The sequence below is a fragment of the Candidatus Bathycorpusculum sp. genome (assembly GCF_009778815.1).
Lineage (GTDB): Archaea > Thermoproteota > Bathyarchaeia > Bathyarchaeales > Bathycorpusculaceae > Bathycorpusculum > Bathycorpusculum hydrogenotrophicum.
In genome coordinates this window covers 1-25,223 of record NZ_WRFL01000035.1, presented here as the reverse complement: position 1 = coordinate 25,223, position 25,223 = coordinate 1, and the positions used below count along the sequence as shown (strand labels likewise).

27 protein-coding genes are annotated in these 25,223 nt (G+C 43.9%); 13 read left to right on the top strand and 14 right to left on the bottom strand.

Going from position 1 to position 25,223, the window contains the following annotated elements; genetic code table 11:
* Window positions 1-283: 283 nt before the first annotated feature.
* Window positions 284-1,552, bottom strand: a complete 1,269-nt coding sequence (locus FWF39_RS07755; RefSeq protein ID WP_343382869.1) for a PQQ-binding-like beta-propeller repeat protein — start codon at window positions 1,550-1,552, stop codon at window positions 284-286.
* A gap of 579 nt (window positions 1,553-2,131) precedes the next feature.
* On the opposite strand from FWF39_RS07755, the gene FWF39_RS07750 reads away from it, so the two are divergent.
* The 4 genes from FWF39_RS07750 (at window position 2,132) to FWF39_RS07735 (ending at window position 4,439) form a co-directional block, all read left to right on the top strand.
* Complete coding sequence (locus FWF39_RS07750; protein ID WP_343382868.1) at window positions 2,132-2,365, top strand: hypothetical protein; 234 nt, start codon at window positions 2,132-2,134, stop codon at window positions 2,363-2,365.
* 68 nt (window positions 2,366-2,433) lie between these two features.
* Entirely contained in the window at window positions 2,434-3,609 is a 1,176-nt protein-coding gene (locus tag FWF39_RS07745) for a thiolase domain-containing protein (RefSeq protein ID WP_343382867.1), read from the top strand.
* The gene (locus FWF39_RS07740) at window positions 3,609-4,013 is read left to right on the top strand and encodes a Zn-ribbon domain-containing OB-fold protein (protein ID WP_343382866.1); all 405 of its coding nucleotides are present in this window, start codon (window positions 3,609-3,611) and stop codon (window positions 4,011-4,013) included. Before FWF39_RS07745 ends, FWF39_RS07740 begins: the two co-directional genes overlap by 1 nt.
* Before the next feature lie 174 nt (window positions 4,014-4,187).
* The gene (locus FWF39_RS07735) at window positions 4,188-4,439 is read left to right on the top strand and encodes a hypothetical protein (RefSeq protein WP_343382865.1); all 252 of its coding nucleotides are present in this window, start codon (window positions 4,188-4,190) and stop codon (window positions 4,437-4,439) included.
* Window positions 4,440-4,467: 28 nt separating this feature from the next.
* Here FWF39_RS07735 and FWF39_RS07730 read toward each other — a convergent pair whose 3' ends face one another.
* Window positions 4,468-4,656 carry a hypothetical protein gene (locus tag FWF39_RS07730; protein ID WP_343382864.1) on the bottom strand — a complete coding sequence of 63 codons (189 nt, stop codon included), beginning with the start codon at window positions 4,654-4,656 and terminating at the stop codon, window positions 4,468-4,470.
* A gap of 888 nt (window positions 4,657-5,544) precedes the next feature.
* Between FWF39_RS07730 and FWF39_RS07725 the strand changes: the two genes are divergently transcribed.
* The 3 genes from FWF39_RS07725 (at window position 5,545) to FWF39_RS07715 (ending at window position 12,396) form a co-directional block, all read left to right on the top strand.
* Window positions 5,545-5,733: a hypothetical protein gene (locus tag FWF39_RS07725; protein ID WP_343382863.1), complete on the top strand. Its 189-nt coding sequence runs from the start codon at window positions 5,545-5,547 to the stop codon at window positions 5,731-5,733.
* A gap of 196 nt (window positions 5,734-5,929) precedes the next feature.
* Window positions 5,930-6,526, top strand: coding sequence for a DUF1638 domain-containing protein (locus FWF39_RS07720; RefSeq protein WP_343382862.1), 597 nt, complete (start codon window positions 5,930-5,932; stop codon window positions 6,524-6,526).
* Between the two features lie 140 nt (window positions 6,527-6,666).
* Window positions 6,667-12,396, top strand: coding sequence for a DUF3320 domain-containing protein (locus FWF39_RS07715; RefSeq protein WP_343382861.1), 5,730 nt, complete (start codon window positions 6,667-6,669; stop codon window positions 12,394-12,396).
* On the opposite strand, the gene FWF39_RS07710 is transcribed toward FWF39_RS07715, so the two are convergent.
* The 5 genes from FWF39_RS07710 to FWF39_RS07690 all read right to left on the bottom strand — a co-directional run bounded on the left by FWF39_RS07710 (window position 12,393) and on the right by FWF39_RS07690 (window position 14,895).
* On the bottom strand, window positions 12,393-13,076 hold the full coding sequence (locus FWF39_RS07710) for an HAD family hydrolase (protein ID WP_343382860.1): 684 nt from the start codon (window positions 13,074-13,076) through the stop codon (window positions 12,393-12,395). The genes FWF39_RS07715 and FWF39_RS07710 overlap by 4 nt on opposite strands.
* 323 nt (window positions 13,077-13,399) lie before the next feature.
* Window positions 13,400-13,648, bottom strand: a complete 249-nt coding sequence (locus FWF39_RS07705; RefSeq protein WP_343382859.1) for a hypothetical protein — start codon at window positions 13,646-13,648, stop codon at window positions 13,400-13,402.
* Complete coding sequence (locus FWF39_RS07700) at window positions 13,638-14,276, bottom strand: 4Fe-4S binding protein (RefSeq protein WP_343382858.1); 639 nt, start codon at window positions 14,274-14,276, stop codon at window positions 13,638-13,640. The genes FWF39_RS07705 and FWF39_RS07700 overlap by 11 nt, the downstream gene beginning before the upstream one ends.
* Window positions 14,273-14,596, bottom strand: coding sequence for a metalloregulator ArsR/SmtB family transcription factor (locus FWF39_RS07695; protein WP_343382857.1), 324 nt, complete (start codon window positions 14,594-14,596; stop codon window positions 14,273-14,275). Before FWF39_RS07695 ends, FWF39_RS07700 begins: the two co-directional genes overlap by 4 nt.
* Window positions 14,597-14,724: 128 nt before the next feature.
* Window positions 14,725-14,895, bottom strand: coding sequence for a hypothetical protein (locus FWF39_RS07690; RefSeq protein WP_343382856.1), 171 nt, complete (start codon window positions 14,893-14,895; stop codon window positions 14,725-14,727).
* A gap of 229 nt (window positions 14,896-15,124) precedes the next feature.
* Here FWF39_RS07690 and FWF39_RS07685 point away from each other — a divergent pair, with 229 nt between their 5' ends.
* Window positions 15,125-15,307 (top strand): hypothetical protein, encoded by a 183-nt coding sequence (locus tag FWF39_RS07685; RefSeq protein ID WP_343382855.1) that lies wholly within the window; start codon window positions 15,125-15,127, stop codon window positions 15,305-15,307.
* Window positions 15,308-15,352: 45 nt separating this feature from the next.
* Here the strand turns inward: FWF39_RS07685 and FWF39_RS07680 are convergent, their stop codons facing one another.
* From FWF39_RS07680 to FWF39_RS07665, 4 genes are all read right to left on the bottom strand, one after another.
* Window positions 15,353-15,673 carry a hypothetical protein gene (locus tag FWF39_RS07680; RefSeq protein ID WP_343382854.1) on the bottom strand — a complete coding sequence of 107 codons (321 nt, stop codon included), beginning with the start codon at window positions 15,671-15,673 and terminating at the stop codon, window positions 15,353-15,355.
* 509 nt (window positions 15,674-16,182) lie between these two features.
* Entirely contained in the window at window positions 16,183-16,530 is a 348-nt protein-coding gene (locus FWF39_RS07675) for a transcription factor S (protein WP_343382853.1), read from the bottom strand.
* Window positions 16,531-16,683: 153 nt separating this feature from the next.
* Entirely contained in the window at window positions 16,684-18,132 is a 1,449-nt protein-coding gene (locus tag FWF39_RS07670) for a hypothetical protein (protein ID WP_343382852.1), read from the bottom strand.
* A 335-nt stretch (window positions 18,133-18,467) separates the two neighbouring features.
* Complete coding sequence (locus FWF39_RS07665; protein WP_343382851.1) at window positions 18,468-18,785, bottom strand: thioredoxin family protein; 318 nt, start codon at window positions 18,783-18,785, stop codon at window positions 18,468-18,470.
* 108 nt (window positions 18,786-18,893) lie between these two features.
* Here FWF39_RS07665 and FWF39_RS07660 point away from each other — a divergent pair, with 108 nt between their 5' ends.
* Complete coding sequence (locus FWF39_RS07660) at window positions 18,894-19,616, top strand: hypothetical protein (RefSeq protein ID WP_343382850.1); 723 nt, start codon at window positions 18,894-18,896, stop codon at window positions 19,614-19,616.
* 3 nt (window positions 19,617-19,619) lie between these two features.
* On the opposite strand, the gene FWF39_RS07655 is transcribed toward FWF39_RS07660, so the two are convergent.
* Window positions 19,620-20,348 carry a HisA/HisF-related TIM barrel protein gene (locus tag FWF39_RS07655; RefSeq protein ID WP_343382849.1) on the bottom strand — a complete coding sequence of 243 codons (729 nt, stop codon included), beginning with the start codon at window positions 20,346-20,348 and terminating at the stop codon, window positions 19,620-19,622.
* A gap of 261 nt (window positions 20,349-20,609) precedes the next feature.
* Between FWF39_RS07655 and FWF39_RS07650 the strand changes: the two genes are divergently transcribed.
* From FWF39_RS07650 to FWF39_RS07635, 4 genes are all read left to right on the top strand, one after another.
* Window positions 20,610-21,830 (top strand): hypothetical protein, encoded by a 1,221-nt coding sequence (locus FWF39_RS07650; RefSeq protein WP_343382848.1) that lies wholly within the window; start codon window positions 20,610-20,612, stop codon window positions 21,828-21,830.
* Window positions 21,831-21,920: 90 nt separating this feature from the next.
* Window positions 21,921-22,187, top strand: coding sequence for a hypothetical protein (locus FWF39_RS07645; protein ID WP_343382847.1), 267 nt, complete (start codon window positions 21,921-21,923; stop codon window positions 22,185-22,187).
* Window positions 22,184-22,441: a hypothetical protein gene (locus FWF39_RS07640; protein WP_343382846.1), complete on the top strand. Its 258-nt coding sequence runs from the start codon at window positions 22,184-22,186 to the stop codon at window positions 22,439-22,441. The genes FWF39_RS07645 and FWF39_RS07640 overlap by 4 nt, the downstream gene beginning before the upstream one ends.
* 85 nt (window positions 22,442-22,526) lie before the next feature.
* Complete coding sequence (locus tag FWF39_RS07635; RefSeq protein WP_343382845.1) at window positions 22,527-22,688, top strand: hypothetical protein; 162 nt, start codon at window positions 22,527-22,529, stop codon at window positions 22,686-22,688.
* A 216-nt stretch (window positions 22,689-22,904) separates the two neighbouring features.
* Here FWF39_RS07635 and FWF39_RS07630 read toward each other — a convergent pair whose 3' ends face one another.
* Together FWF39_RS07630 and FWF39_RS07625 are read right to left on the bottom strand one after the other, a co-directional pair.
* Window positions 22,905-23,039, bottom strand: coding sequence for a hypothetical protein (locus FWF39_RS07630; RefSeq protein WP_343382844.1), 135 nt, complete (start codon window positions 23,037-23,039; stop codon window positions 22,905-22,907).
* A 146-nt stretch (window positions 23,040-23,185) separates the two neighbouring features.
* Window positions 23,186-25,223, bottom strand: a 2,038-nt coding sequence (locus tag FWF39_RS07625; protein WP_343382843.1) for a PQQ-binding-like beta-propeller repeat protein, incomplete at its 5' end; no start/stop codon positions are given.

Genomic DNA, 25,223 nt, shown 5'->3' with positions numbered 1-25,223 from the left:
TACACCGTTTAGCTCCTAAAAAATGTATAAATAACACTATTTGTGCCATTAACTACGATTGTTACATAGCGCCAAAATATCTACGATAACATTAAGAGACTCAAAAAAGAAAAAGGGTTAAGCGAAAAAATCTGTTGATGACGATGTCGCCATAGGAATGTTAGCGCGAATCCCACGCCCACACTTTTTGCAAATAAAAAGAACAAAATACAAACTTATAAAAATACAATATTCCACAAATAACAGCCATAAATAATCATAAAATAAAAATAAGGTAATAAAATTACCTTTTCGTAGCCTTGGTCTTCTTGCGAATTACAAAAATAAAAAGCACTGCCACAACTGCAACTACGACAACAACTACCCCTACACCTATCACCCAAAGAGAAAGGTCTGGAGAAGCATTGGTTCCCATTTGTATACCCAAAGCATAGATGGACTTGTCCCATGAAGTTATGTAAACCAACCCATTTGACACTGCTGGAGAAGCCGTTATTTTACCAGTTTCATACAACCAAACTTTTACGCCGTTAGTTGCATTTAAGCAGTAGAAATTACCAGCCCAATCACCAACATATAAGTAGCCACCCACTACAACAGGAGAAGAATAAACACCATCAGGAGTGTCATAACGCCATACTTTATGTCCGGTTGTTGCATCTAAACAATAGATGTTTTTGTCCGTGTTTCCTTCAAGTATGCCCGAACCGATGTACACATACCCCTCAACAACAGCAGGAGAAGAATCAACTATGCCTTGCACTTGACAACTCCAAACCATTGCACCCGTTTGAGCATCTAGACAGTAAACAGAGTTATCTTGTGAACCAATGTAGACATAACCATTGACAACTGCAGGAGAAGAGAGAACTGCGTTACCTGTGGTATAGCTCCATATTTTTACACCATTCATTGCGTTTAGACAGTACACGTTATGGTCAGCGGATCCAATGTAGAGTTTCCCATCAACTACTGCTGGTGATGAATCAACTATTCCACCAGTTGAGAAACGCCAATTCTTAAGACCAGTCAGTGCATCTAAGGAGTAAACGTCTCCATCCCGTGAACCAACATAAACAGAACCATCGGCTACTGCTGGAGAGGAGTGTATACTATCGCCTGTTTGGCAAGACCATATCGCATCACCCGAAGAAGCATCTAAACAATATACATAATGGTCATAGCTTCCAAAGTAAATACGACCGTTTGCAACTGCAATAGACGAACTTATTGCTGACTGATCAGGCATTGAATGTACCCAAATCTGAGACCCATCAACAGCATTTAGGCAATACACTTTGCCATCGTTACCTGCAACATATATTCGGCCATCAACAATAGCAACAGAGGAATCCAAAGGAACTCCAGTTTCCAATTTCCAAACTACATCAGCACTTGTTGCCGGCACTGTAGATGACACACCACTATGACTTAAATCACCTCGAAACATCGACCAATCATCAACTGACGCTACAACTGGCCCTACGCCCAAAAAAAGGGGCACTATCAGAATTGCTAAACATAAAAGATACACTATTGCGAGTTTTTTCATAATCACACATCCGATTTATCCCCCATCATTTAGGGGGTTTCTTATATCGCTTTTTGTTACTTCAATTAAGCTTTCAATGGGTAAACCGCTGTATTGAGTTTTGCTGATTTCTTTATTTTCACCACAATTTTGACGTTAAATCCTGTTTGTTTATTTTAAGGCAGTAATCTTTATGCAGAGCTCGTTACTCAATAAAAAACAGACAACACTAAAACTTAAAACAAGAAAAAGGGATTGTTATGCGAAAAGAAACTTGCTGATGGCGATATATCCATCAGCTATGGGTCGAATCCCACCCCCTGCACTGAACATCAGTTTTTTACTTGCTTCAGGGGTTTTCAAGGTCAATATTTCGACAAAATTGGATCAACTCAATTCTTGTTACAGCATCGCAAGAATTTTAACGCATAGTTCTGGTAATCCATGTGGGATTTGGAGTTTAACTTCATGGAAATTGTGTATAATTTATAGGTGTGAAGCCCGTCGAGGTGGATGGAAGGTTAAATCAAAAAACAATATTTAGGGGTCGATTGAATGCGGATATCGGTTAAAAGAAATATATTGCAAAGGGGTATCTAAATGGTTAAAAAACAGTGGGAGTTCATCAGCCATGACATGAATGGCATAAAAATTTTCGACCACCAAAATAAAACCTTAGTTACCATAACCATAAACCCCAAGGGCCTCGAATGCCAACACTGTGGAACAAATCAGTGTTCACATGTAGAATTCATGTTGACCCTGCCAGATATAGCAAAAACTGTTCGACAAAAAATTAAGGCAGGCTGGAACCTACCCGACCCCGACCAATAAACTGTGGTTTTACGGTTTAGTTTTTATTCTGGGTTGCTAACATTATTATCCATAGAGAGGTACATGGGTTGAATGGGAAACCACTTGCCAGTATAATTAGTGCTGGTATGACTAAATTTGGTAAACATGACGGTTTATTGACGCGTGAACTCTTTGCTGAAGCCGCTTCTGAGGCGTTTTCTCGTTGTCCCAAGCTTGAGCCTAAACAGGATATCAAGGCTATGTTTATTGGGCATATGGGTGAGGCTTATGAGCATCAGGGACATACGGGCAGCACTTTGGCGGATTGGGCGGGTCTTTCGGGCATCGCCGCTACACGTACTGAAGCGGCTTGTGGAAGCTCGGGTGTTGCTTTGCGCTCAGGCATTTATGCGGTTCTCTCCGGCTTAGCCGATGTAGTTATTGTAGGCGGAGTGGAAAAAATGACGCACCGAACCACTGCAGAAGTCACCGAATATCTAGCAATGGCCTCTGATTATCCCTTTGAGCAGTTTCACGGAATCACCTTTCCAGGACTCTATGCACTAATGGCCAACGCGCATATGGCTACTTATGGCACCACTGAGGAACAGATAGGTATGGTTGCTGTTAAAAATCACTACCATGGTAGCCTCAATCCTAAGGCGCATATGCAAAAAGAAGTTCCCCTCCAAAACGTTTTAGCCTCAAAGTATGTGGCTTGGCCGCTTAAACTCTATGACTGCTCTTTGATAACTGATGGTGCAAGTTGCATAATTTTAACAAAACCTGAACTTGCAAAAAAATACACTGACCAGCCCGTTCACATAGTGGGTAGCGGACAGGCCAGTGACACCATCGGGCTATATGAACGCCAAACTCTTACTTCGCTACATTCGGCCAAATTAGCCGTAAACGAAGCCTACACAATGGCAAACATTACCCCTAACCAAGTCAACCTCGCTGAGGTTCATGACTGTTTTACCATAGCAGAAATTATACATTATGAAGATTTGGGTTTCTGTGCTGTTGGTCAAGGCGGTAAACTCGTTGAGAGCGGCGCTACACGTCTAGGCGGAAACATACCGGTTAACACTAGCGGTGGTCTCAAATCCAAAGGTCACCCCGTTGGCGCCACAGGCACCGCACAAGCATACGAGATGTATTTGCAGCTCACCGGACAAGCTGATAGGCGTCAAGTTAAGGATGCAGAAATCGGGTTAACCCAAAACATTGGCGGCTCAGGTGCAACTGCAGCTATACACATCTACCGGAGAGATAACTAATGAGCACTGAATCGTTTACGATTGAGCAATTCTACAAATTCCTCTCAACCAACCAGTTAATGGCAGGAAAATGCACCAAATGCGGAAAAATACATCTACCCCCAAGACCCCTCTGCAGTGAATGCTTCTCCAAAGAATTCACCTGGACCCCCATCTCAGGAAAAGGTAAACTCCTCACATACACCATCATCCACGTAGCACCAACACAATTCCAAGCACAAACACCCTATGCTGTGGGTATTGTTGAACTCGAAGAAGACCTAAAAATTCCAGGTATGATACAAGACATAGCACAAGAACAACTAAAAATTGGCATGGAGCTAACACTGGCTTTTGACACTGCCGAGTTGACTCAAAATTGGCCAACCTGGCCCCGCTACCACTTTATTTCCCCAAAACCCTAATTTTTTAGGGTCTGCCTAAGGGTAGTAAATACCTGGTAAGGACTTTTAATCAGGTAAACTCAAATTTTCAGGGGGAGCAAAGATCTTACAACAAACTCTCTAAGCAAACTAAGGCTTCTTTTTTGATTAATTTTTTGGCGTTTCCTTGTTTGATATGATGCTTATTGTAGCTCTTTGGGAAAGATTTTTGTTATCCAAATAATATTCATAGACGGATGTAAAATGGCTATTGAACAATTCACTGTACAGGCAACACTGCCCAATGTTTTAATCATTGTGACCGTGGCTCTGATAGTTAGTGGCATTGTTCTGTTAGGCGCAAATAGATTATTGCGCAACCGGCTAAAGGATCGTCAAGTGTATGGAAAGATGATTGTGGGCATAGGCATAGGTGTGAATTATCGTTTCCCAAAACTATTTCGCTAGTTGGTTTTGTTTTGGGTTTCATGTTTGTTCACCATTTAAATGTCTTTGTTGCTAGTCCGATCCAGACTTCAGGCCGCATTTTACGGATAAAAGCTTGACTTAGAGTTTCCGCTATTTCAAGGTTAAGCGCTCCATGAGGCTTCTCCTCATTATACCACAAAAGCCTATCCTCTAAATTAGAGAACCAGTCACGATGATGGATGTAGAGATCATCCATTTTTCAACTTTCCCGTTGGTCTACGGATGATTACACCGCAAAGAATCTGCGTTATGCCTTGTTTTTTTAGATACAATTCAAACTCGTGCTCCGCATGACCTTTGGCATCCCGCAGATTAGCATAAAACTCTGAGCCATGATCAGTCACCACAGCCAAAATAGGGTAGAGATCACCTCTTTTTGAGCCTGCCTTAAAACTATAAGTGCATTTTGAGTAGTTTTGTGATCAAATTCACCAGCCGCCAAAACCTTTCTAGAAGTATCATCTAAAACAGTAAAGATATCTGCCGTCTTTACAATAATGATAGTCCATATGCACTAAAGATAGCGAATGGGTTTGTTCGTAGCGTATCCAGGGTTTTCTGCGTTTTTGTTTAACTGCTTCATGCTCTGCATAGCCTAATTCAAGCAAAACCTGATGAATTATACGATGAGAAATATGTATGTGATACTTGAAGTTTATCTTTTTCTCCAGATACACAGCATTACATCGGGTTTTTTCGTATTGTTGTTTGATTAGGTTTTTCCATTCTTGGGAAATTTCTGTTTTGGGTCTCCCGCCAGCCTTTTGTTTTATTTGGGGTATTTACCTGTTAGTTGATATTGTTTGTAGACTTGTTGAAATCTTCTCTGAGAAACACCCAGATACATCGCGGCACACTTACTTGTCACCTCACCTAAACCATAATGACGCAGGCACCAACTCAATTGACGCCGATTCACTAACTTAGCCCTACCACTTACAGGAATCGAACTAGCGAAATAGTTTTGGGAAACGATAGGCATAGGTGTGAATAGTAAACATATTATGGCGCTCATAGGGGTATTTCTAATAATAATTGGCGGCATTTTGGGCTGGGCTGTAGTAGTTCAGCATCACCGTCGATTGTGACTGTTGGTGAAGGGTACATAAACGTTGAATCCCACAGCTTTGATTACATTGGATCAATTTTTCGCATCCAAAGCAACAAAAATGTTACCTCGGAGGAGATTGCTAGGTCGTTTATTGGTCAAGTAGGTTCAGGCAACCTTATTTACACAGGCAATACTCAACTGAGTTTGATAATACCCGCATAGGTATGTACACGCTGGGCAATGGAGCTACCGCCTATGTAGCATCAACTAATACTACAAGTCTTGTAGTAGAGTTAAAAATGGTGAATACCTCATTGTTGGAACATCAGATACCCAAGCACTTGCCAATAGCTTCGCACAAAACGTTCATCCACTACAAGAATAATATCTAACTGTTATGATGGTAAAAGGTGTTTAGATGTCTGTTTGTGTTGTGTCGTGTAGTGTACTCAAAGGTGAGCTTTTACAGCTTAGAGCCGAGGGTAAGTTAGATGCTGAATTGGTTTTTGTGAGTAAAAATTTTCATGTCGATTATGCTCAGCTGGAGAGTAATCTTCGGCGGATGCTTGAGCATACCAAGCGGCGATTTAATGGCCGGATTGTATTGGTTTATGGTGAGCTTTGCTTGGGGCAATCGGGTGAGATGGAGCAGTTGGCTCGTGAGTTGGGGGTTGTTAGGGTGAATGCATTGAATTGTATTGATTGTCAACTTGGGGGTAGAGGCCGCGCTTTGGAGGCTGATCCGGAGCAGGATTTGATGTTTATGGGGCCGGGTATGGTTGAGTTTTTTGCCGATATGAAGCGAAACCTTTTGCAACAGGGTATGGACGAGACGGCGTTTAGGGAATTGTTTAGCGGCATCAAAGGTCTGGTTCTTTTAGATACTTGTGGGAATAAAGCAAAGCTTTTGGAGGATCTATCTGCGTTGGGTATGGGTCTTGAGGTAATAGAGGTCCGAGAAGTGGGTTTGGGTGGGGTTTTGCGGGTTGTTTTAGATGCTATTGAGCGGGGTTAGGGTTTTGGCGAGGTAAAGCCGCCTGACAAGTTCAGATTTTTGTTTAGTTGGGTTTTGTGGTTTGTTTGGTTTGGGTGGATCACCGTAAATATTAAAGAATGCGACAGACAATACTGATACCTATTGTGGAGTGGCCTTGGTTGACTCAAACTCTTGGTGATTCGGTTCCTGTATCTCAGGCTGAGAAGCGGGTTGAGGATTGGAAATCGCGTCTGATTGATTTATCTCGCAAAAATAATTTGCTCTATTTCCGTAAAACTAGGCGAGGTAATCATAGCATTACTCAGCCTGAAGCGCAAAAAATTTTCGATACTTTGGTGGTAAAGAATGGGCGTTTAGAATTCTATATGCCCGCTGTACCCAAAACGGACAAAACAGAACAAGTTGAAGAGAAGCCTAAAACAAAGGGCCGCGCAAAGAAGACGGATAACAAAACTAAGGGGGATCTTTCTGCTGTTGATTCTGAAATGGATGTTAAAGCGGTAAAATCTTCGAATAGAGCCGCTGTTATAGCTGGGGAAGAGGCAGTGGTGGTTTCTAAGCGTCCGGGTGTTAATCAGCTGGTTTTAGGGGATAAGTTGGGTGCGGGTGAGGTTGATCGGGCGCTTAAAGCTTTGGAACGGCGTTCGCTTTTGGATTATCGGGAGCGGGGTGTGCGTATTTTGTATGCGGCGTTTGGGGTGCTAAATTGGGTGGATCTAGAAACGCAGGAAAATGTTGTTTCGCCATTAGTTTTGGTGCCGCTTGAGATCGGTAAAGAAACGCGCCGGGCGCCCTATAGTATTGCGGTTCCTCCTGTGGAGGATGAGGCGGTTCTAAATCCGGCCTTAGCCGCTAAACTCTACAATGATTATCGTATAGAGTTGCCGCCTTTGCCTGAGGATTGGGAAGGTCAAACCCTTGCGGAGTATTATCGTCAGATTGAGACTGCAGTAGCCAAGTTTGGTTGGAAAACAGAGAGCTCCATTGATTTAGGGTTATTCTCTTTCCAAAAACTGGTCATCTACAAAGATCTCGATACCAACATGCCTACTGTGACTCAGCATTCTCTTGTGCGTGCCATTGCGGGCTTTAAAGAAGAAGGTCTTATCCAGACGGGGTTGCCTGAGGAAAAAGATGTAGATATTGTGGAGGTGCCCGCTAAGACCTATCAGGTTTTGGATGCTGATAGTAGTCAGCGGTTAAGTATACAGTATGCTTTGCATGGGCAGAGTTTTGTAATGAAGGGCCCACCCGGTACAGGTAAGAGTCAGACAATTGCCAATATTATTGCGGAGTGTATTGCTAATGGTAAGAGTGTGCTGTTTGTTAGTGATAAAATGGCGGCTCTTGAGGTGGTGTATAAACGGTTAAGTGAGGTTGGGTTAGCGCATTTTTGTTTAGAAATGCATAGCAGCAAAGCCAACAAACAGCAAGTGGTTGCAGAGCTCAAACGCAGTCTAGATGAGAATTTAGTACCGCGCAAATTGCCCTCAAGTCATGATTTTGACCGCTTATCGGCATATAGAACCGCTCTAAATGGGTATGTTTTGGCGATTCATCAGAAGCGGCAGTATTTACAGCGCAGTGCCTATGAGGTACTAAGTATTATCTGTAGCTTGGAACGCGTGCCCTTTATCCCTGTGGGACTTAGCGGACTCTCAACGCTAACACCGCAAAAAATGCGCGAACTAGAAGAGCTAGTTAGTCACCTAAGCAAAGTTTGGGCGGTTGTTGAAGAAGAGGATTTCCCCTGGGTAGGCTACCGCGCCGACAAATACAATCTAGAAATCCGAAGCGAAGTCCTAACTGCTCTGGAAAATATTAATCAAACCCTGCGTGAACTCGAGTTAGAAACCGAGGATTTCTCAGCTAAAATAGGCATATTTCCCCCTGAAAATTTTGCACGCATCCAATGGTTATTAGATGTGGGTAATATACTCTATGAAAGCCCAAAACCCGAGCAACGCTGGCTACTAAACCCCCTAAATAAGCTCTTAGCAGAGGCTAAATCCTATCTGGAAATTACCACCTGGATTAAAACAACACGCACAAACCTCATGGAACGCTACACACCAGCACTCTTTGAGTTGGTCTTGACCCGCTCACAAGAACTTCAGCAGGCAGTAGCCAATGTAGGTAAAGCCACCGGAACAGCTGATTTGGCGCAAAGTGAATTATTAGCCAAGCGCGAAAAATTCTTAGCGTATCTTAAAAGCATGATGATAACGGTGCGTAAATGCAAAGAAACCGCCCATTCCTTAGCACCCATGCTGGGCTTAGATGGCACTGAGTTGACTATTGGGCAGCTAAAGCAACTATCACGTATGGCGTATCTGTGTTTTGCAGATGATAAACCTGAACCGCAGTGGTTTAACAAAGAATACCTCCAAGAAGTCACCCAAACAGTCGACAAAACCAAGCAACTCTATGACGAACACAGCCAGCTAAAGAGTAGATTAAGCGAAACCTACAGCGAAAACCTCTACAAACTTGATCTAGATGTCTTAATTGAGAAATACAGCGGCCCCTATCAAGGCGGCATAAAACTCTTTAACAGTGAATACCGCAATGACCAAAAACGAATCGCCCAAATCACCCATGAAAACAAAGTTCCCAAAACAGTGTTACAAGACTTAATTGATGCACGGAAAGTTAACAAATTATCCAAAAAAATCACTGATTCCGCACAAGACGTTCAAACCCTGCTGGGACACTACTACCACAAGAGCAAAACCGACTTTAAAGGCGCACAAAAAGCCATAGCACTCACCGAAGAAATCCAAAAACTAAACTGGGCCACCACCATCCCCGAACCCCTGCTAAAAATCCTCACAACCCCCGCACACCCTGCACCGATGATTAAAAACTTGGGCGAAGACCTCCAAAACATGATAACGAAATGGGAACAACAAACCAAAGAATTTGACGCACTCCTGCCCAAAGTAATTCCAAAATCTGAACACCCCCTAACCGAAACAGTACTACCCATATTAGAGAGCTGGACAACTGAAACCGAGAAACAACTAGCCGTTTTGGCCAATCTAACCACCCAAACCCTAACAGTAGTAAAGGTGGAACCTAAAAATTATCAGCAGTTCATTGGGGATCTCAGAGATGCGGAGGATATTCGTAAAAAAGAAGCCCAAATTGTAGCCGAAAAAGCCCAGTTGCAAGAAAAATTTGGAACCCGCTTCCAAGAAATGCAAACCGACTGGCAAGACATCGTCACAGTATTGGAGTGGGTACAAAAAATACAAATCATGTTTGGCGACATACCCGTACCGGAAGCCTTTGCTGAGCTTGCCGCCCAAGGACCCAACGCCGCACCTTCAAACAAAGACTTGATTACAAGACGCGATAACGCTCTGGGCGTATTGACAGATTTTGAAAACCGCTTTGAATCTGAGATGCACTATCAAAACCAAAAACTCGTAGACTGCGACATCCAAATTATTGAAGAGCGCATAAGCAGTCTTCGCGACCGAGTCGATGATCTCCAAGTCTGGATCGACTACAAAGACACCAAAACCCGCTTCACACTACTGGGTCTGGACCCCTTCTTTGAACGCTTAGTGGAACAAAAACCCCCAGCGGTGGATTTAGTTATTATTTTCCGCAAAAGCGCCTACCAAGAATGGATAAACAACCTCTACAACGAAGACCCCCAACTAGGCAAATTCCGCAGAGAAAACCACGAACAACTCATAACAGACTTCAAAAAACTCGACCACGACCTCATCGGACAAACCTCCGCCATGGTCATCGACGCCGCAAACAGCCGCAAACCCCAAGACATACTCATCCAAGCCGCAGACGCCGAAGCAGGCATCCTCTCCAAAGAAGCCGCCAAAAAACGCCGCCTCATGCCCCTGCGCATGCTCTTCCAAAAAATCCCCACCCTACTAGTCAAACTCAAACCCTGCCTACTCATGAGTCCCATCACAGTCAGCCAATTTTTACCCTCCGACATAAAATTCGACTTAGTGCTCTTTGATGAAGCCTCCCAACTAGTCCCCGAAGACGCCATAGGCGCCATCTACCGCGCCAAAACCATAGTAGTCGCAGGCGACAACAAACAACTACCCCCAACATCATTCTTCCAAAAAAACCTCCTAGACGACAAAGACTGGGACGAACTAACCGACGAAAGCATAGAAGTCTTTGACAGTATCCTAGACGAATGCCTAGGCATCGGCCTACCCGTAAAAACCCTAAAATGGCACTACCGAAGCCGACACGAGGGTCTGATCGCATTTAGCAACCACCGCTTCTACGATGATACCATGATAACCTTCCCCTCCGCCAAAGCCGAAACCGACAGCCTAGGCGTCAAACTCGTCTATGTTCCAGATGCAATCTATGACCGAGGCGGCAAACGCAACAACCCAACCGAAGCCGAAAAAGTCGCCGATTTAGTCTTTGAACACTTCAAAACCTACCCCAAAAAAACCCTAGGCGTAGTCACCTTTAGCATCGCACAAATGGAAGCAATTGAAGAAGCCATAGAACGCCGTCTAAAAGAACACAGCGAATTTGAACCCTTCTTCAAAGAAGACCGCATCGACGGCTTCTTTGTCAAAAACCTAGAAAACGTCCAAGGCGACGAACGCGACGTCATCTTTTTTAGCGTAGGATATGGCTATGACCAAAACGGCCAAATAACCATGAACTTCGGCCCCCTCAACAAACCCGGCGGCGAACGCAGACTAAACGTAGCAATCACCCGCGCCAGAGAAAAAGTCGTAATCATAACCTCCATCAAAGGCTCAGACATCGACCCCGAAGTACAAACCATAGGCATCCAAACCCTGCGCACCTACCTCGAATACGCCGAACAAGGCATAGAAGCACTCAACAGAATCAAAACCAAAGAAGGCACATACGACTCAGCCATAGATGAAGACGTCGCCAATGAAATCAAAAAACTCGGCTATGACATAGCACTCGAAGTAGGCTGCAGCGGCTACAAAATCGACATAGGCGTCATTGACCCCGTAAACAAAGGCCACTACCTCCTAGGTGTGGAATGTGATGGATACACCTACAAATCCAGTAGCAGCGCACGCGACCGCGACCGCCTCCGAGAACAAGTTCTTCGCCAACTAGGCTGGCGTATTCACCGCATATGGGCACCTGCCTGGGTTGCAAGACGCGACAGTGAAATCCGCCGACTCAAAGAAGCCATCGAACAAGCCCAAGTCCAACAAATAGAAAAAGACGCCCAAAAACCCCCAAGCGCACCCCTAACAGATGTGCAAAAAAACCAGTATGGCGGCATCGAAAAACTAGGCGTTCCCTACAAAGTCCACCCCCTCAAAGCAACCTACAATCCCTACATCAAAGCCCAAACCGCTAAAACAAGTGTGGATAGCCGGGTTAAAAATGAGTTCCATTTCCCTGAAAACCGTGAAAACCAAACTAAACTCTTAGCTGAGCTCATAGCCAACGAGGGACCTATCCACTTTGATTATGCTGTGGGCCGATTGGCCGCAACATGGGGCATAAAACAAATAACCCCTAAAATTAACCATGCCGTCAAAGAATCGCTAAACGACCTCTTACGCCAACAAAAAGTCACCATCAAAGGCAGCTTTTTGTGGCCGGCTGGACTCAAAGAAACCCCCATACGCATACCCATGCAGGGCGTTCCTGAATCGAAGCGTAAACCCCAATACATCACCCCCGAAGAAGTTGAATCCGCCATGAAACAAGTAGCCCAATATGCTCTGGGCATAAGCGATGAATCATTGATTAGCGAAACAGCTAAAGTCTTTGGGGTGAGCCATGCCACAGAGGAAGTAAAAACGGTCTTCTTTGAGGTACTTAAGCGGCTGATAAGGGAACGTAAATTGGTCTGTAGCGAAGACGGTGTAGTAACCGTCGCTTAATTTTTTTCGCTTTCTATTTTTTTTATTAAATTCGGCAGATCAATTAACGAGGTTATGATATAGTTTGCGCCGCTTTTTATCAGCTGGTCTTTAGTTGAGATGCCGCTAGGAAAACCAACCGCACGGATTTTGAGCGTTTTGGCACTTTGCATATCTATTACGCTATCACCCACAACCAGCACTGACTCTGGATGGGTGTTTAATATTTCTATTACCTTGGTGTGCTGTTCGATGTCGGGTTTAACCCGCTTAACTCCATCTCGTGTAATTGCAACCTCAATGTAGTCTTTGATTTTAAAGCGGTCTAGAAGATAGTCGGCGTATGTTTTGCTACTATTGGTACATAAGCCCAATTTGATGTTCATTTTTTTGAGTTCTTTGAGTGTTTCAAGAGCGCCGGGCATTAGACTGGTGAGTGCTGAGGATTCTTTTTCGTATTTTTGGACTATGGCTAAACTTTGTATTCGCACCTCTGAGAAGGCGTCGGGTTTACCGTTGTTTTTAAAGTAAAGCTCAGCTTTGTCTAACATGTCAAAAATGCTTTCTTTAACCTGTAATACTGAGAGCGGAACGCCTACTCTTAGAAGGTATTCTCTGACTTCGCCACGCAGAGCCTTGTAGTCTAGATTAAAAGTGACTAGGGTTCCATCTAAATCGAATATGACTGCTTCAATGACCATGGGATCTGCTCCGTTTATTTGCAGAGTCGAATCTACATCCGCTAAGAAAATATACTTTCCGGTTACTGCCCATATAAGGCAACCAACTGATTAGATAGTTTGTTAGAAGTGCTTTCACTGGCGCTTGTCCACGTTACCCGCTTAATGACATATTTAGGCCTCCCGAGCATATGTAATATAGGACAGGATTCCGGTAAAGGGGTTTTATACGTGCATCGTAAGCAACAGCAGTGAAAGCAACACAAGGTTGTTCTAGTTCTTTTTTTAGGTTGTGTATAGGAAAATGTAGAATTTCCGCGACTAAAGAAAGCTATAGTGCGCGGTTATTTTTTGCGTTCGGCGATTATTCCGCGGCATTTATCTGCGTATTCGCAATATTGGAGACATACCGCGTTTTCGTCGGGGCGTTTCCATTCGGCTCCGCAACTGGGGCAGGTGGTTTTGTCTTCATCGGTCCAGATTTCTATTTCTGATCCGCAGACATGGCAATTAATGTAGGCGGGTTTGGGTTGAAGCAGATCGCGTAGTCCGGGGCAGGTTTGGGGATTTTTTTCGATTGGGTTAGAGCTCAACTATGTCACCTCCGATTTTGATTTCGAGCACTTTTAGCGGGATCTGTTTTGCTGAATCTGTTAATGCTTTGTTGATGGCCCATTTGAGGCCGCTACAACAGGGTACTTCCATATGTAGCACTGTTAGGCTTGCAATGTTGTTTTTGGTTAAGATATCGGTGAGTTTTTCGGCGTAGGCGCGGGCGTCGTTGAATTTGGGGCAGCCTATAACGACGCGTTTATTCGCCATATGGGCATGGAAGTTTTTGAGCGCGACGGGTGCGCAATCAGCGGATAGTAGCAGATGTGCGTTTTCAAAGAAGGGGGCTTTAGCTGGGACGAGTTCGAGTTTTATGGGCCATTGGGGTGTTTGAATTGTTGAAGGGCAAAGGGTAGGGGTTGTTTGGTTGTTTTTGTTGAGGTGTTGGTGAACTTCTTGTTGGTTGAAGGCTTCTGCTTCGCGTTCTGTTATGGTGATTGCGTTTTTTGGGCAGTCGCCTAGGCATGCGCCTAATCCGTCGCAGTAGGTGTCTTTGACTAGTTGGGCTTTGCCATTTATAATTTGTAGAGCGCCCTCGGCACATTTGGGGATGCAGGCTCCGCATCCGTTGCAGAGGTCGGGGTTTATTTCTACGATTTTTCTTTTCATGGGGTTTCCTCTTTTAGGCATGCTCCGCCTGTGGGGCAGAAGTTTTGTGCGTGGTTTTCTATGGCGGCAAAGATGGGGGTTAGGGTTTGTTTGTTTGCGGTGTAGATGTGTTGTTTGCCTTTTTTTTGGATGGTTATGATGTTGCATTGGAGCAGGGGTTTTAGGTTGTGGCTTATCATGCTTTGTTCTTGGTTTAGAATTTGGGCGAGTTCGCTTACGCTCATGGGTTTGGTCATGAGTTGTTCGAGTGCGGCGAGGCGGGTGGGGTTGGCTAGGTTGGTAAAGAAGCGGTAGCAGATTGTTGTGAGGCTTTTTTTCATCCATCTCTCCTCCACATCGCATGAATAAAAATTCATATGAATATTTATTCATATAAAGCTGCTGGTACAAACCACAAAAAACAAAAAGCCAACAATAACAATAACAACATCAAAGCAACAGCTACAGATTATAATTTGTAGCGATCAAAATCAGTTGAACCCATATCAGGTGTAACAAAATAGAAAATCATACCACAAGCCTGACATCTAACTTCTTGATTACGCAACCGCTCAACACGCAAAGAACCACATTTTGGACAATGCATACTAGACACTCCTTGGGGTCTGTCGTTTTTCATTCTTCATCTTTCCCAATCAGACTGGGACGGCGACATCATCCCCCGCAAATAACACCTGCCCAGTCCGATTTAAGGATTATAGAACAAACCAAAAAAATAAACCAAACCAACCCTGCAGACAAAACAACCAAAATAATCACGCCTCAGTTACTACGGCAATACTGAAAACCAAACAGGCGTTGTCCGCAACCATTTTAAGGTTCTGGGCCTTGATGTAGGCTGAAAAGCAATGTCCCGACAAGCTACTCAGCGAAAAAGAATAATTGGTATTATTGCAGTAGCACTCATAGTAATAGTCACAATTTTTGCCATACTGGGTTATCTTACATTTATCGAGTGGATCTTGGCCGATGTTGTAATAGCGGCAATAGCCAACATACTCCTTAGAAAATTCAGCAACTCTTCAACCTAAGCTAGCACATCAACAAAAATAGATCGCTAAGCAGAATTGGGGTAGTTATTGTTGTTGATATTTGGGGTTTCGGGATTCTCGCATCCAGAAATCGGGATCATCAACATCAATAATTTCAACTTGGATGACATTGGCCGGGTTAGTGAGATATTTGCGGAATTTTGTGGGTAACTCCGGTTTGGATAAAAGCAACATGCGGGATGCCTCCAAATTTTCAGCAGTTTTTTCGGTTTTTTTGTTGGGGTAGCCGTTATACTTGATGCTCTTGCCTTCAATGATAGCTTGATCAAAAGCTGCTTTGCTGCACTGAATAAATTTTCCATCTTCACGTATGAACCAGAAGGGACCGGCTGGATTTTTAGGCATAACTATCAGGCATATCGGGTTGGGAGAGCTAATTAACGTTTTGCCAAAAAGAGAGTCTCAGATTCAAATGTTAGCACCAGTCATCAGGTAATACCTGTCCTTACGTGCAATTATCTTCATCGACAACATAGAGAAAACAAAAGAAGTTTAAAAATCCGCCCATACAAAAAAAGCAATTGACCCAACTCAACTCTCAAACACCAGAACCCCTCTGCAGGTTATTGTGAAGCGATGAGAATAGTTTTAGATGGTATCGGGGTTAGTCGCTTGATTTTGCTGTTGATAGGCGGTGTAGAATTTGGAGCTGAGCTGAGGTTGATGGTGAAATAAAAACGGAAGAAGAGACAAAACGAGACTTTGTTTAGCTTGTCTGGGTTTTGCTCTTGTGGGCTTTTTTAGCCTTTCTTTTTTCGTCTCTCTCTTTTTTGGTTAACGGCTTTTCTTTTTTAGGCATCAGGTTTAGCTCCGAAGATACCATGCGATATGATGCTTTAAATAATTTTCCAATTTTAGCTGTATTCTCTAAACGTATGTCCGCATTTTGTGCATCTCATAAACTGAGTGGTGGCTTCATCACCGCCACGGGTCTGCACCTGCCAAACATAGACCATATTGTTGGTGCATTTTTCGCATTTCATTTTTATGGTCTGCATGGGGGTGATTTGTTGATCTTGTTCACTGATTATGGTCATGAAGGGTTTGGGTTTAGGCTGGATGACTGCGCCGGTGCGGGCTTCTGCTTTTTTATCGGTTGGTTCTTTGGTAAAGCTACATTTTGCGCAGCTAAGCACAAATGCGTTGCCGTCGCCGGTTTTTTTGGGTTCAAGGCGTGAACCGCAGTTGGGACAAAATTCCAATCTAAAATTTCCTCTCTCTTTTTCAGTTAATTAGCCAGCCATTAATAATAATGTTTCTTTTCTTCTGAACAAAAAAATGTGAACATCAGTACAATAAATGGTTGCAAACCGTTCAGTTTGTGGTGCGTTGTTTTTGTAGCGTCGGGTTGTACGCTATTGGATGATGAGGGGTCTTTGTTGAGGATTGGGATTGTTGTTGTGGTTGTGGTGGCGTCGTTTTTTTATCAGCGCAGTCGATAGCAGGCTGGCGGCAGTTATCATTGAGGTAATTATGGCTATTTCGGTATAGTTTACTTTGGCGGTTCCGCTGGTCTGTGGCGCTATGGGAGTTGTTTGGCTTGAGGGTTGAGCGGTTTCTAGGGGTGTTTGGATAGGGGTAGCAAGGGGTTTTATGGTGGTATTAGTGGGGGTTGTTTGGGTAATTTTGGTTGCTGTTGGTTGAGGTATTGTAGCAGGTGTGGGTTGTGGTATAACGGAAGGAGAGGGAGTTGGGTTGGGTGTTTGGGTGGGTATGTCTGGTGTTGGTGTTGGGCTAGGTGTGGGCGATTGAGTTGGAGTGGGTGTTTGTTGGGGGGTTATTGTGGTGGTGGATGTGGGAGTTAGAGTTGATGTTGGGTTGGGTGGTGGGGTTGGGGTTGTTTGTGTGTTGGTTTTTATTTGGTAGGTGACCCCTGGTTTTAGGGTTCCAAATATTGTGTTGCTTCGGGGATGGGGGGTGAGGTGGTTCCAGCGGTCCTCAGATGCAGTTATGGTTGTTGAGGTAAGTGTTGTCCAAGTTAGGCCGTTGGTGCTTGTGAGAATTTGGGTGATGCCGTTTTGTGTTTCGGCACAGCTAGCAAAAATTAAAGTAGTGTTGTTTAGGTTTGTGGCGGACATGTAGGGCATGGCGCCGCCGTTGTCTGGGGGTGGAGTGTAGACAATTTGCGGGGTATAGGAGAGGAGGTTGGTGGTGGTTTGGTCGTCTTGGAAGCGGTGTATTTGGCAGATTCGATTAGGGTAATCTTGGCCGATATAGACATAGTTGTCTACAAAGGTCATGGCCAAATAAACCGTGCCCAGTGTAGTGTTTCTATCTACGACTATGGTCCAGGTTTCGCCTTGGTCTTTGCTTCGAAAAATTTTTTCGCCATCTCGGTAGGCGGCAGAAGGGGGAATTTCTCCGGTGATTACATAGAGATAACCATTGTTTGGGTTGTAGGCTATGTTGTGGAAGTGCAATACATTAGAGATGGTGGTGCCGATTCTTGTCCAATTTGTGCCGCCGTTTGTACTTTTTAGAATTTGGGGTTGGGCGGAGCCGTTGGTGTAGGTTATGGTGTAGAGATTACCGGCTTGGTCCTCAGTCATATCAATATAGAAAGATTCGCTGTGACTGGCATTGGTGTTTAGAACCTGAGTGAAACTAGCGCCTTTATTGGTTGAGCGATAGAGACCATTGGTGCCCCCGGCGCTGACAAAAATAAAATCACGCGAATCCACAAATACATTCCAAACATGCCCCGAATAAGCATTAGCTGAATCAAAAACCCCCCGGGAAGCGGTAAACAAATTGAAACGATGCCCCATTATCGGTGCTTTTCCACAACCCAAACAATCGATCACCCGCCCAGAGCACCCCAGCAGAATCAACATCATTACCCGCAAAACTCAAACTAGAATTTAACAAAGTAAACTCAAGCTCAGCTCTTACCAGGGGCATAGTTGAAAAAAATAACACATCCACAAAAAACAAAACCCCTAAAACATACCCAAAAGTTTTCCGAACAACCATTCAAACCACACAAACATAACAAAAAACAGAGACAACTAGCCCCTTTTGAGGCCAGAGTTAAAAAAGTCAATATCATCAAAATGTTACAGGAGGCATATAACCATTTTTAGAACCAGCTGTGAGCCAACGGCCCAACAAATACAAATAATCCAGCCGGTAGATTAAATTAAATGCTTTCTTGTAGCCAAGCCGTAAATTTTTCGTTTTTTATACAGTTACCCAGCAGACTATCGAGGCGTTTGCTGACTTTGCCGTCTTCAAAGAGAATAACTGTGGGCACCGCAACCACATTGTAGTCATCCCATAGGGGGCTGTCATAGTCGTCTAGGCGTACCTTAACTATGGGCAAGCTCAAATCCGCTGTTTTTGTCTCAAAAAATGGCATAAAGCGCATACAATGCGGACAACTAGACATGTAAAATAAACCCAAAACACGCTTAGCTTTACCAAGTTCTAAGTCAAACGCAGACTTGCTATCAACCACTACAACCATAAAGATCCATAGATTTAATCGGCCAGAGTTTGATAAATCTGTCGTTTAGATAGATAAGCGGACGACTAAAATAAGCCGCCACAAAAATAATAAACCGACATGAAACCCAAAAGCTACCGACGTGGATATCCAGTTGCCATACTCATAGGTATAGAAGAAACCCACGCCACACTCTGGCAGATCTTTAGCCAAGTCGCTAAACTCCAACAAACCCAACCCCTAAACGGAAACCGAAAAGACACAAAAAACCTCTACAACTTTCATGAAACCCTCATAAACGCACTCAGACCCACCTTTAAAACAGGTGTACAGAACCTTATAATCACCTCACCCCCAAGAACCAGCTATGCATCAGATCTCCAAACACACATAACAAACCACCACACCTGGCTACTCCAAGGCACAAACAAAGTCACCATCGCCCTAATGACAGGCTCAGCAGACACCCCCCAACAAGTCAGTGCACTAACACAAAAACCCATATTCAAACAACTAATTCAGACAAACACTGAACAAGAAACCGAGAACCTACTAGAACTCTTAGAAAAACGTCTCAGCACAAATAGCAACCTGGTATTTTTTTCATTAAACGAAGCCGAACAACTCATCTTAGATCCACAACTACCCAACAAACCCCGACCGGAATACCTGCTTTTGACCAATGAATTCTTAGAAGGCACCCGCCAAAAAAACCGAGTACACCGCCTCATGCAAATCGCCCAAAACAAACAAATTAAAACCCGCGTCATAAACGCCGAATCCAACGCAGGCCTCCGACTCACCCAACTAGGCGGCATTGTATGCCTAGCCAAAACAAACTAATAATCAGAGAAAACCACTCTGCCTAAGATCCTCAACAGATATCCGATCGGTATGCAACGCTGTTGCTACCAAAGCACCCTCCACACCCAACGCATTTAACTCAACCAAATCAGAAATACCGCGCACGCCACCACCAACATACACTGAGAGACCAGTTTGATCAATAACCCGCGTTAGAAAATTCGTGTCAACACCTTCTTGACTTCCCACACGGGCTAAATCCAGCACAATAACCTCTAAAACTCCCATCGCCTCAAACTCACCCAGTAACTGCAAAGGATCAATAGAGCGATCAACACCTAATTTACCCAAAATAGACCCATTTTTTAAATCCAAACTCACCACAACCCGATCGCCCCCAAACCGCTCCACAGCCTCAGCCACAAACCCCTTAGTAAGAAGAGTCTCAGTTCCGATGATAACTTTTGAAACGCCTTGCCTAAACAATCCCTCAACCCCCTCAAAAGAGCTAACACCCGCATCAACCATCAAAGACAACCCCAAAGAACCAATGCAACTATACAAATCAAACCCAAAAGAACCCATCAAGATAGCATCTAAATCGGCAAGATAGAGCGTGCTAAAACCCAAGGTTTTAAACGCGTCTGCAACCCTGATGGGATCGGTGGAACAAACAAGTGAGCTCTGAAGCGGCTGATACTCACTACGCATCCCACGTATAGCATGAACTGCAACACCATTCAAGATATCAATAACAGGTATAACTTTCAAACCTAACCACGATAATTTGAAACCTAATACAATAAAAACCTAACCATCCACCAAACATGATTCAAAGAATTCATCAACCAACCCAAACACTGATTGGAGGAGAAGGGAGCATAACAGACTTATGTTTCGCCGATGACTTAGTGGTTGGATGATGAGCACTAGAGCTAGAGCGCATGCAATGAATTAGCTCGACGGGCGAACTGACAAATAAAAGCTTATGTACTGACAAACAACAAGGGGTATTGACGGAGAAGACCTAGAATGCCCCGGTTTAGCAGAGAACCTTCCTACCCCTACAGCATAACGCTTCAGCAAAGAGACGAATTTGAGCAAACACACCAAGTGGCCAATGACTTCTTTAGTCACTTCAAAGAAAATGAACACACCTACTATGAGAAATCGATTGGGCTGACCCGTTTCTTTAATTGGCTGCGGGTGGTTAAACAAATTGATATATCTCCCGCGGAATTTCTCAACATGCATCTGCAAAAAAGAGCCTCAAATGATATTGAACAGCGGCGCTGGGCTCTGCGTTTGGCATTAGAGTATAGCCGTGATAATCCTGATCTAAAGGATAGGTCAAAAAATTACAAATATACAGCATTCTTTTTGCCCGTCAAACAGTTCTGTGACCACCACGAAACTCCGCTTACCACAAAGAATGGTTTCTTTCCCAAACGTGACCGCCGCAAATATCCAGAAATCCCCTTCACTGCAGACTTTGTACGTAAACTGTTGGGAAATCTTAACGCGCAACAGCGGGCTATATGTTTTTGTGAGCTTCAAGCTGGGCAAGCTATTCAGCAGGTGTTAGTTGATATGAATAAGCAGGCACGGCGGGTTTTTCGGCTTATCGACGAAGGGGCGGAACGGATCCGCTTTGATTTTGATGAGCGTAAGGGAAATGGGTTTAAGTATTTTAGTTTTATAAGCCGTGATGCTATAGAGGCGCTGCAGGTTTGGCGTCCAATTCGGCAAAATATCCTCGATAAGGCCGGCGTGAAGAGTGACTATTTATTTATAACTGAGCGGGGTAAACCGCTTGACTGCAAAACTTTTCATTGTGTTTTTCGTGCAACGCTGATACGTAAAAAAATGTATGATGGCCCCCGGTCTGTGCCCAGTCATGGTTTGCGTAAGTTCTTTGAGCAGGAGGCCTCTCCGCCTGAGCGGGGCATAAATAAAGGCTATATCACGTTTATGATGGGTCATAGTGAGGGCAAAGATAGTAATGGTGTGAAAGTTAGCCATCCCCTTGATGCTGTGGGCGGTGTCTATGATAATGCACCCTTTGTTTATCCTAGTGTTGTAGAAAAGCAATATGCCAAGCTTGAACCCTACATTAATGTGTATAGTGGTAAAGCGGCGTTGGCATTTGCGCTTTCTGCTGAAGATGGCAAAATGCTTGCAGGACTGCTAAATAAAATGAAAAATGGTAAACTCAAAATTTCGGTTACACCTTCTGAAGAGGAATACATGTAACCTCTTTTTTTATGGCCCCGGCATATATTGAAAAAACTTATATGAGATACCATTAATACACATTATACTAAATTAGGGGAAACTAACTATATGACCTACACAAGAATGAGCTTCAAACCTTACTTCGTTTTATTCGCATTCAACGGCTTCGGCATTGCCTTTGTTACATATTGGACACTATCGGATAACCGGTTTCAATCACCCTTTGGCATAGTCAGCTACATATTCTGCCTCTTGCTGTTTCTATTTTCCATTTCTATGACTATAAAAGGGGTTAAACTCGTTAAACATGCAAACAAACCCATAGACCAATGGAAAGAAGAGGAAAAAACTCAAAATACAGAGGCCGCACCATGAGCCGCACAAAAATAAACCCCTACAGCCTATATGCAATGGTAATATCCCAAATAGTCCTTTTAGCAATGATAATCTGCTTTACAATAACACAACACTCGAACCTATCAACCACTACACTAAGCATGTTCATATTTGTTGAAGCCTTACTTACACTAGTCATCATCACAGGCATAAAAACCATAAAAATCACTAAACAAAGAAACAAACTCATAGACAAATTAGAAAAAACTCAAAATACAGAGGCCACACAATGACCAGCACAATAAAAACCCACCCCGCTACTACATCATAATCCTAGCCAACATAATTGCTATAGCCGCAGTTATCTGCAGCACAATAATGTTTAGTCCCCACCTCTCAGCCGGTGATATAAGCTTCAACATATTTGCCCTGACCCTAAACCTAGCCGCCATCATCTACACTGTAATTGCCATAATAAGAGCTAAACAAAGAAACCAACACAGAGAACAAAATATAAATTTTCAGCAATCAAGCACATAATTTGAGAGGAAAAAGATCTGCGGCCCCTGCCTACTTCTCCTAACCCACAAAATGCAGGCGTCATCGTTTCAGCAGGACTTACCCGCAGCACCCTAAACGGTTGTATCACGCCACCCGAAGATTGACGCGACAACAACCGAAACCACATTCCCATGTTTGGAGGCACAAGACATGTGTAAACCAACATTAGCCTTTTCACCTTAAAACTTTTTTGGATTAATGAGTTTCTTTGAATAGCTCATCTAGTATGTCTAGAACTTCGGGGTAGTTGTCAGTGTTGTAGACGTTTTGGGGGGTGGTGATGAGGTAGAAGCCCTCTGAGGATTTATAAATTTCAACTTTGACGCCCATATAATACCTCTTTTGATCAGGGTTATAGTGTGGTTGGGGTAATAAATCAGTTGACAGAAGGAATAAAAAACTGCGATAAATCATAGCATAAAACAAACAAGTCGCAACAAAAAAGAAAAAGGGAAAGTTATTTTTTGTTTTGTTGCTCATTTCTTTTTGAGGATAAGCAGTCCGACGATAGCTATTGCAATGATGATAGCGATGACACCAACTGATAAATAAGTCAACAAATCAGCAGAAGTCACTAAGCCTGAGGGATCAGCAGTAGTTGGGGCAGGTGTTGCGGGGTCGCTTGCATATAGATAGGTTGTTGCTGAGGAGGGGTAATAGCTGTTGGTACCCTCAAAGTTTGCAATCACTTGAAATGGCCCATCAATATCAGGAGTCCAATTAAGTGCGTATGTACCATCAAAAGTAGTTGTTGTACCGATTGGACGGTAGTTGCCATTACCATCAACCACATTGAGGGTAACTTTGACGCCTGTGATGTTGGTTGGTCTTGGTTGCTGCTGATAAACATGTTCCATAAATCTACTCTGACTTTCATCAGAGACACAGGGGAGGCCGTTGGGGAAGTTTGCAGCTACATCGTGACGCATTGAACCATCAGCTATATCGGTCACTCGGCCAGTAATGGTTATGGGCGTTGAGGTTGTTATACCAACTTGCGGTGCTGAGACTGTTGTTTTACTTGGGCCTCTACCAAAGGCATAGATTTGATTGTCATACGCATTCATCGAGAGCATAACACCATATGCAATAGCTGTGGATCGGGTGTAGGTACCTAATTCGCTCCAGATAAGAGAACCATCAGTTAGGTTAACTGCTGTCATCTGTGCACCATGGAACAAGGGCGGACTGTATTCAATGCCAATAGGGAGATATCCAACATCGTTTGTAAAACCTGCACAATTGAAGACCCAAAGAGGCCAGACACCATAGGGTGTTTCAATGCCTGGATCGCCGAGGAATTTAGTGGTATTGGTGTACCAGACTAGATTGCCGTTGGTTGCGTTGTGACCCCATATATCGCCTCCTAAGCCCACAGTAACAAGTAAACCATTTGCTACATAGGGTTTTAAGCTAAAAAGGTCATAGATGTTTGGTTCCGCTCCATTATCTCCTGTGAATGTGTTAGTCCAGACTTTTTTGCCGGTTCGTGCATCGAATGCTTCAATGGCATAGTTAACATCGTTCATGTTGTAGATTATGCCTTCACCGTATGCTGTGGATGTTCTTGTGTAAGGCAAAAATGACTTCCAGCCATCAGCATAGGTCAAGTTTTTGGCCCACAACAATTCACCCGTGTTCGCATCCATACTACAGTAAACAAGCCAACCAGCCGTTTCGCCGCCTACGCCTTGCCCGTGAACCATGCCCGAAGTCATGACGACTGCGTCACCGACAATTGCATTAATGGAGAGCGCGGGGTCGATGGGTATGCCTGAGATGTTATTGGGTAGATCTACAGTCCACATTATGCCGCTAGACATTGAGCGTACAGTGTTTCTAGGTGCTTGCCATGATCCGCCAGTTTGACCAATAGCCATAGTCATATTTACCATGCTTAGGTGAGGACCAGTGGTTGTTACGACTTTGCTTTGTCCGGGTGCGGGATAGACAGTTTCGGTTCCAGCGGTGCTATTGATAAAGTAGCCAATCAAGTTGCCGTTTTCATCAGGTCGCAGATTTAGAGAGGAACCGTTGACTACGCTTAGGATATATTGGCCGTTTAGGGCGTTGTACATGTTCCATTGTGTTGTACCGGTTTGCAGGTTAGGTCGGGTTCCGCCTGTGTCACCTGCTGGGAGTTGGCCAGTTGTCCAAAGAAATGGTCCGATAGCGCCATACTGGTTGATATGGTTGTATCTGGTGGTCATACCACAACGCAACGGGTTGGTTGTGTTGATGGTGAAGATTTCTTGGCCGCTAAATAAGTTGACCGCTTTTATACCTGAGCCCATGTTTGTACCCATAGATACGTCAAATTGTTGGGAATACATGATGCCGTTTATGATGACGGGAGCGTATTGGGGTTGGTATTGTCTTGTTGACCAGTAGTGGCCTGTTTCTTGTGTTCCGCCTGCATCTCCGCCGACTACACCTCCGCTGGCCCAGACTTTAGTCCAAAGGACATGGCCTGAGAGTACAGATTCAGTGTAGGGATTGCAGAAACTGGTTTGG

What these genes read in the sequence shown, in the direction of transcription:
- FWF39_RS07755 (WP_343382869.1), bottom strand. Translation starts at nt 1,552, where the DNA reads ATGAAAAAACTCGCAATAGTGTATCTTTTATGTTTAGCAATTCTGATA.
- FWF39_RS07750 (WP_343382868.1), top strand. Translation starts at nt 2,132, where the DNA reads ATGGTTAAAAAACAGTGGGAGTTCATCAGCCATGACATGAATGGCATA.
- FWF39_RS07740 (WP_343382866.1), top strand. Translation starts at nt 3,609, where the DNA reads ATGAGCACTGAATCGTTTACGATTGAGCAATTCTACAAATTCCTCTCA.
- FWF39_RS07730 (WP_343382864.1), bottom strand. Translation starts at nt 4,656, where the DNA reads ATGGATGATCTCTACATCCATCATCGTGACTGGTTCTCTAATTTAGAG.
- FWF39_RS07720 (WP_343382862.1), top strand. Translation starts at nt 5,930, where the DNA reads ATGTCTGTTTGTGTTGTGTCGTGTAGTGTACTCAAAGGTGAGCTTTTA.
- FWF39_RS07710 (WP_343382860.1), bottom strand. Translation starts at nt 13,076, where the DNA reads ATGGTCATTGAAGCAGTCATATTCGATTTAGATGGAACCCTAGTCACT.
- FWF39_RS07700 (WP_343382858.1), bottom strand. Translation starts at nt 14,276, where the DNA reads ATGAAAAGAAAAATCGTAGAAATAAACCCCGACCTCTGCAACGGATGC.
- FWF39_RS07695 (WP_343382857.1), bottom strand. Translation starts at nt 14,596, where the DNA reads ATGAAAAAAAGCCTCACAACAATCTGCTACCGCTTCTTTACCAACCTA.
- FWF39_RS07690 (WP_343382856.1), bottom strand. Translation starts at nt 14,895, where the DNA reads ATGAAAAACGACAGACCCCAAGGAGTGTCTAGTATGCATTGTCCAAAA.
- FWF39_RS07685 (WP_343382855.1), top strand. Translation starts at nt 15,125, where the DNA reads ATGTCCCGACAAGCTACTCAGCGAAAAAGAATAATTGGTATTATTGCA.
- FWF39_RS07680 (WP_343382854.1), bottom strand. Translation starts at nt 15,673, where the DNA reads ATGCCTAAAAATCCAGCCGGTCCCTTCTGGTTCATACGTGAAGATGGA.
- FWF39_RS07660 (WP_343382850.1), top strand. Translation starts at nt 18,894, where the DNA reads ATGAAACCCAAAAGCTACCGACGTGGATATCCAGTTGCCATACTCATA.
- FWF39_RS07650 (WP_343382848.1), top strand. Translation starts at nt 20,610, where the DNA reads ATGCCCCGGTTTAGCAGAGAACCTTCCTACCCCTACAGCATAACGCTT.
- FWF39_RS07645 (WP_343382847.1), top strand. Translation starts at nt 21,921, where the DNA reads ATGACCTACACAAGAATGAGCTTCAAACCTTACTTCGTTTTATTCGCA.
- FWF39_RS07640 (WP_343382846.1), top strand. Translation starts at nt 22,184, where the DNA reads ATGAGCCGCACAAAAATAAACCCCTACAGCCTATATGCAATGGTAATA.
- FWF39_RS07635 (WP_343382845.1), top strand. Translation starts at nt 22,527, where the DNA reads ATGTTTAGTCCCCACCTCTCAGCCGGTGATATAAGCTTCAACATATTT.
- FWF39_RS07630 (WP_343382844.1), bottom strand. Translation starts at nt 23,039, where the DNA reads ATGGGCGTCAAAGTTGAAATTTATAAATCCTCAGAGGGCTTCTACCTC.